This is a genomic window from Pseudoalteromonas sp. S3260 (genome assembly GCF_005886925.1).
GTDB lineage: Bacteria > Pseudomonadota > Gammaproteobacteria > Enterobacterales > Alteromonadaceae > Pseudoalteromonas > Pseudoalteromonas tetraodonis.
In genome coordinates this window covers 26,516-32,943 of record NZ_PNCV01000053.1, presented here as the reverse complement: position 1 = coordinate 32,943, position 6,428 = coordinate 26,516, and the positions used below count along the sequence as shown (strand labels likewise).

5 protein-coding genes are annotated in these 6,428 nt (G+C 41.8%); 3 read left to right on the top strand and 2 right to left on the bottom strand.

Features of this window, described 5'->3' with window-relative positions:
- Positions 1 to 249: 249 nt before the first annotated feature.
- Both ssb and CWC14_RS10130 read right to left on the bottom strand, forming a co-directional pair.
- Positions 250 to 942: a single-stranded DNA-binding protein gene (gene ssb, locus CWC14_RS10135; RefSeq protein ID WP_138562733.1), complete on the bottom strand. Its 693-nt coding sequence runs from the start codon at positions 940 to 942 to the stop codon at positions 250 to 252.
- A 20-nt stretch (positions 943 to 962) separates the two neighbouring features.
- Positions 963 to 2,330, bottom strand: coding sequence for an MFS transporter (locus CWC14_RS10130; protein ID WP_138562731.1), 1,368 nt, complete (start codon positions 2,328 to 2,330; stop codon positions 963 to 965).
- 163 nt (positions 2,331 to 2,493) lie between these two features.
- Here CWC14_RS10130 and uvrA point away from each other — a divergent pair, with 163 nt between their 5' ends.
- The 3 genes from uvrA (at position 2,494) to CWC14_RS19765 (ending at position 6,409) form a co-directional block, all read left to right on the top strand.
- Entirely contained in the window at positions 2,494 to 5,319 is a 2,826-nt protein-coding gene (gene uvrA, locus CWC14_RS10125) for an excinuclease ABC subunit UvrA (protein WP_138562729.1), read from the top strand.
- 29 nt (positions 5,320 to 5,348) lie between these two features.
- Complete coding sequence (locus CWC14_RS19770) at positions 5,349 to 5,699, top strand: hypothetical protein (RefSeq protein ID WP_237711623.1); 351 nt, start codon at positions 5,349 to 5,351, stop codon at positions 5,697 to 5,699.
- A gap of 230 nt (positions 5,700 to 5,929) precedes the next feature.
- Positions 5,930 to 6,409: a hypothetical protein gene (locus CWC14_RS19765; RefSeq protein ID WP_249928736.1), complete on the top strand. Its 480-nt coding sequence runs from the start codon at positions 5,930 to 5,932 to the stop codon at positions 6,407 to 6,409.
- Positions 6,410 to 6,428: the final 19 nt, after the last annotated feature.

Below are 6,428 nucleotides of genomic sequence, written 5' to 3'. Positions count from 1 at the left end.
CTTATGCAGATCTGAGGTTAACTAAACAGCAGTCATTATTTATATATTAGTTTGAACAAAGAAGGGCTTGGCTTAAAAAATAAAAACACCAATATCACAATGCTTTTTACACATTCATATGTTTACTTTAGGAAGTGTTTATTCAGATTTAAAAACTGTAGAAATGGAATACGGTCATTTTTTAATAATAAAAGCCGCTAAACAGCGGCTTTTAAGATTATTTTTCAACATTTAATATTTTGTCTTGAATTAGAACGGGATATCGTCATCAAAGTCGATTGTTGGTTCCATAGGGTTTGATGCGCCACCTTGCGGTGCATTTTGTGGCTTAGGTGCAAACCCGCCTTGCTGTTGTGGTGCACTATTTTGTTGTGGTGCAAAACCACCTTGCTGCTGTGGCTGGTATTGGTTGTTTTGCTGCGGTGCTGGCTGCTGAGCAGGTGCAGATTGCTGCTGTGGAGCATAACTGCCTTGCTGGCTATTTTGGCCTTGGTTATTTTGACCATAACCACCGCTTTGTTGCCCGCCTTGATAGCCACTACTTTGTTGACCACCTTGGTTACCTTGATAGCCAACACTTTGTTGATCGCCACCGCGTGCACCTAGCATTTGCATTTGACCCGTAAAGCCATCGACAACGATTTCTGTGGTGTATTTTTCTTGGCCTTGTTGATCAGTCCATTTACGGGTTTGAAGTTTACCTTCTACGTAAATTTGTGCTCCCTTGCGGCAGTATTCACCCACAATTTCAGCTAACTTGCCAAAAAATACCACACGGTGCCACTCAGTTTTATCAACCATTTGGCCAGTGTTTTTATCTTTATAGCTATCTGAAGTTGCTAAGGTAATATTTGCTACACCATTACCATTAGGCATGTAACGAACTTCAGGATCTTGCCCTAAATTACCAACCAAAATTACTTTGTTCACACCGCGTGCCATGGAACCATCTCCTATAAACGTTAGATTAAACCAGCCACTCTTCGGGCTTGGTCTAGGTCAAATTCTTTATCATTAATCTTTAAGTAGCTACGACTTTCATCGCGAACTACGGTTGCTTCTATTACGCCGGGTAAAGCAACTAACTGAGAAGCCAGTGTTTGTGCCTGCTCTTCAGAATCTAATTGGGTCATTAAACTAATAACTTTGCTTTTCGGTGGGACTTGCATTTTCCACGCAATAATAAGCCATATTACCCCAACAAGTGCCGCCGCCGCAAACACAGCTTGCGTACTAGTTGTTTGTGCTACATACCCGCCAAGCATGCCGCCTAAAAAAGCGCCTAAAAACTGGCTCGATGAATACCCCCCCATGGCTGAGCCTTTTTGGCTTGCTGGAGCAATACGCGACACAAGAGCCGGCATAGTGGCTTCTAAAAAGTTAAACGCAACAAAATATAACAGCATACAAACCGCAATACCAACAACGCTGTTTGCCCACATAGACATACTTAACATGCTGACTATTAAAACCATAACAGAACCAATAAATGCTTGTTTTTCTTTCTCTTTTTTAATCGCCACTATCATTACTGGCACCATTAAAAAAAACGCCAAAAATAAAACTGGGATATAAAGCTGCCAATGGTTTTCGGCCACTAAGCCATCTTTAATTAATTGGCTTGGTAATACTACAAAAATAGTCGTTAATGTTAGATGCAGCAATAATACGCCTGCATTTAAACGTGCCAGCTGTGGGTGTTTAATCAATTTTTTGATGTCACTAAAACTGGCAAGCGTATCGCCTTTAGGGGCTTTATTTATTGCACTAGGCACCAGCATAGTGACTATAAAAATACCACACACAGCCAAAATAGCCGTTAGCCAAAATACGCCTGCAATGCCCCACGAAGCTGCCACTATCGGCCCTAATAACATCGCAAACGCAAAACTCATGCCGATGCTCATGCCAATCACCGCCATGACTTTGGGGCGCTGTTCATCTCGGCTTAAATCTGATGCAAGCGCTAATAATGCGCTGGCTATAGCTCCCATGCCTTGTAACGCACGCCCTACCGTCACCATTTGAATAGACTCTGCCAAAGCGGCAATTACCGAACCTAAAGCAAACACCGCCAAACCACCGACTATGACTTTTTTACGACCTATTTTATCGGAAAGTCTCCCCATTGGGATTTGTAATACGGCCTGAGTTAAACCATACGCACCAATTGCAAAACCAATCCAGATAGGTGAAAAGCCTTCAAGCTCTTGACCATAAATAGCTAAAACAGGCATCAGCATAAACAAGCCGAGCATTCTAAATGCAAACACACTCGCTAACGATACGGCGGCGCGTTTTTCTCGTGAATTAAGTGAAGATGCGGTCATTATTTGCGTGATCTTACTGTGTTAAAAAATTAGGCAAGGATTCTATCACAAGCTTGGCAATAATTAATCGTCTATAACTAAGGATTTTTTCGATGATCAAGGATTAATATTGCAGCGTATTATGCGATACTGAGCAAATAATTTTGGCAATAAACGAGATAGCATGGAAAACATTGAAGTCCGAGGCGCCCGCACGCACAATTTAAAAGACATCAGCCTAACCATCCCACGTGATAAACTAATTGTTATTACTGGCTTATCTGGTTCAGGAAAGTCATCACTTGCATTTGATACGCTGTATGCAGAAGGGCAACGCCGGTATGTTGAGTCACTCTCTGCTTATGCAAGGCAGTTTTTGTCATTAATGGAAAAGCCCGATGTAGATCATATTGAAGGCCTTTCTCCTGCTATTTCCATAGAACAAAAATCAACCTCGCATAACCCACGTTCAACCGTGGGAACTATTACTGAAATCTACGATTATTTACGCTTGATGTTTGCACGCGTTGGCGAACCTCGCTGTCCGACTCATGATTTACCGCTCGCGGCGCAAACAATCAGCCAAATGGTCGATACTGCGCTGGCACTGCCTGAGGGCACAAAGCTAATGCTCTTGGCGCCTGTTATTAAAGACCGTAAAGGCGAACATGTAAAGCTATTAGAGCAGCTTGCAAGCCAAGGCTACATTCGCGCACGTATTGATGGCGAAGTGTGCGACCTATCTGATCCACCACCACTAGATCTACATAAAAAGCACACAATTGAAGTCGTGGTTGATCGCTTTAAAGTCAAAGACGGCCAGCAACAACGTCTCGCGGAATCATTCGAAACAGCACTTGAAATGTCAGGCGGCGTTGCCAACATTGCGTTTATGGACGATAGCAATGCTGAAGAAATGCTGTTTTCAGCAAATTTTGCCTGTCCAACCTGTGGCTATGCGATGACAGAGCTTGAACCGCGTCTATTTTCGTTCAACAACCCAGCCGGGGCTTGTCAAAGCTGTGACGGTTTAGGTGTAAGGCAATACTTTGACCCTAATCGCGTGGTTCATAACCCTGAGATAAGTTTAGCTGGCGGTGCAATTAAAGGTTGGGACAAACGCAGCTTTTACTACTATCAAATGTTGCAAGCAGTTGCACAACATTACGACTTTGATTTAGATGTGCCTTATCAGGAATTAGCTAAAGAACATAAGAAAATTATTCTAGATGGCTCGGGTGATACTAAAATTGCATTTAATTACCGTAATGACCGCGGTGATTTAATTACACGTAATCATGTATTTGAAGGCGTGTTAAATAATATGAACCGCCGCTACCGCGAAACTGAATCAAACTCTGTGCGTGAAGAGCTAGCTAAGTATCAAACTAGTCAAGCGTGTCCTAGTTGTAAAGGTTCGCGCCTTCGCCAAGAAGCACGTAACGTATTTATTGGTCAAACTAACTTACCAACCATCACACATATGAGTATTGGTGAGGCAATGAGCTTTTTTGAAGGCTTGCATTTGACTGGGCAAAAAGGCCAAATTGCGGAGAAGATTTTAAAAGAAATTCGCGATCGTTTATCTTTCTTAATAAATGTTGGCCTAAATTACTTATCACTTGAGCGCAGCGCCGACACGCTCTCTGGCGGTGAAGCACAGCGTATTCGTTTAGCGAGTCAAATTGGCGCTGGATTAGTGGGTGTCATGTATGTACTGGATGAACCTTCAATTGGTTTACACCAACGTGATAACGACCGTTTATTAAAAACCTTAGTGCATTTACGTGATTTAGGTAACACCGTTATTGTTGTAGAGCATGATGAAGACGCTATTCGTGCGGCTGACCATATTATTGATATTGGCCCAGGTGCTGGCGTGCATGGCGGCCATGTTATTGCTCAAGGTACACGCGATGATATTTTAGCGAGCAAAGACTCGGTTACCGGTCAGTTTTTATCGGGGGTGCGTAAAATTGAAGTGCCTAAAGAGCGCCATGCTACTAACGATAAATGGTTAGAGCTGTTTGGCGCTACCGGTAATAACTTAAAAAATGTTGATTTAAAAATACCCTTTGGCTTAATGACCTGTATTACCGGTGTATCGGGCTCAGGTAAATCTACACTCATTAACGACACCTTATTTAAACTCGCTCACACCGAGCTTAATGGTGCCACAACCGCAGAAGCGGCACCTTACAAGTCAATTGCAGGCCTTGAACACTTTGATAAAGTGATTGATATTGACCAAAGTCCTATTGGCCGCACACCGCGTTCAAATCCTGCAACTTATACCGGTATTTTCACCGGTATTCGAGAGCTGTTTGCGGGTACTCAAGAAGCCCGTTCACGTGGTTACAAAGTAGGTCGCTTTAGCTTTAATGTTAAAGGTGGGCGTTGTGAGGCATGCCAAGGTGATGGCGTTATTAAAGTAGAAATGCACTTTTTACCTGACGTTTATGTACCGTGTGATGTGTGTAAGGGTAAACGTTATAATCGCGAAACCTTAGAAGTACAATATAAAGGCAAAAACATCAACCAAGTGCTCGACATGACCGTTGAAGATGCCCATGAGTACTTTGATAAAATACCGGCTATAGCACGCAAACTTAAAACCCTAATGGATGTTGGACTTTCTTATATCCGCTTAGGCCAAGCCGCTACAACACTTTCTGGTGGTGAAGCACAGCGAATTAAGTTAGCACGTGAGCTTTCTAAGCGTGATACCGGTAAAACGCTATACATATTAGATGAGCCAACAACAGGCCTGCACTTTGCAGATATAGAGCAGTTATTAGTAGTACTGCATCGTCTGCGCGATCATGGCAATACCATTGTAGTGATTGAGCACAATTTAGATGTCATCAAAACAGCCGACTGGATCGTTGATTTAGGCCCTGAAGGGGGTGCTGGCGGCGGTGAAATACTGATTGCAGGTACACCAGAAGAAGTGGCTGAATGCCAGCGCTCTCATACTGGGCACTACTTAAAACCGTTATTAAATAAATAACGGTAATACGCTTTAGATAAGGAAAGTCGGTGTTAAGGTATTTAAAAATTGCAAAATGGCGTGCTAATAAGCAGTTTAAGCAACAGCAAAAAAGCTGGCAACCACACCAAGTTAAACTGCTTAGCCATATAAAAAGCATATGGTTTAACCTTAACACCGCGCAAAAACTTTATCTGCTTGCGTTTATAACTCTAGCCATTTTTAAGTTAACGTGGCTATGTGCCACTATTACTATTATTGCGCTGATCATAAAATTTTGGCCTCAGTTTAATCAACTATGGAATTCACTCACCGGTAAAGCACTTATTTTGGTATTTTATGCCAGTATTGCTAACTTTGTTTTAGCAAGTACTAGTGGCATTGTAAATGAAGTCACTTAGGTATCAGCTAATCACTTTAATTACACTCGTAACTTTGCCACTTTATTATATTTACCGCCTTGGACACTAGGAATAACTCTGGCAACACTGCTCGGCTTACAACTTATTTTGCCTTTTTACATCATAGTGTTATTACTAATTAAGCCATTTGGATCTGATCGCATAAAGTTTGTTAGCCAAAGCTACTCACCACTTCTAACTGCATTAACCCGCTTTTTTTAGCGACGGTAGTGTTTGTAAGTCTGATTGCATTTATTGATGAAAAACCGCCTGAAAAAGTATTAAACGATATAGTAAATAGCTTTGAAAATAGCCAATCGCTCGCAAATAAATCCCCCGCTGAACAAGAGCAAGCCATAGAAAAGTTGAGTGAGCAAATAGAGAAAAAACTTCCCTCTTCAGACAATGACGGCGCTCAGACAAAAACATTTGGTATTCACTTAGAAGGCGAAGATGAGAACACTCAAACGGTTAGGCAGTTTTTAGATACTAAAGGCTACTTTGAACGTAGTAAGCGCTTAATTGCCATGTTTGCCTATAGTTATGAAGCAGACAGTTATTCACGCTGTAAGAATTCAACAGAGAGTAAGTCAATCGAGCTCAATGATTACGAAATTATTGGAATAACGCCTGATCAAAGCATGCCTTACGGTTATAAATTTATAGTTAGAGCCTGTGAGTCTGCGGGTATTTCTGCTACAAAACATTAAAATATAAAAAATGCCGCTA

What these genes read in the sequence shown, in the direction of transcription:
- ssb (WP_138562733.1), bottom strand. Translation starts at nt 942, where the DNA reads ATGGCACGCGGTGTGAACAAAGTAATTTTGGTTGGTAATTTAGGGCAA.
- uvrA (WP_138562729.1), top strand. Translation starts at nt 2,494, where the DNA reads ATGGAAAACATTGAAGTCCGAGGCGCCCGCACGCACAATTTAAAAGAC.
- CWC14_RS10130 (WP_138562731.1), bottom strand. Translation starts at nt 2,330, where the DNA reads ATGACCGCATCTTCACTTAATTCACGAGAAAAACGCGCCGCCGTATCG.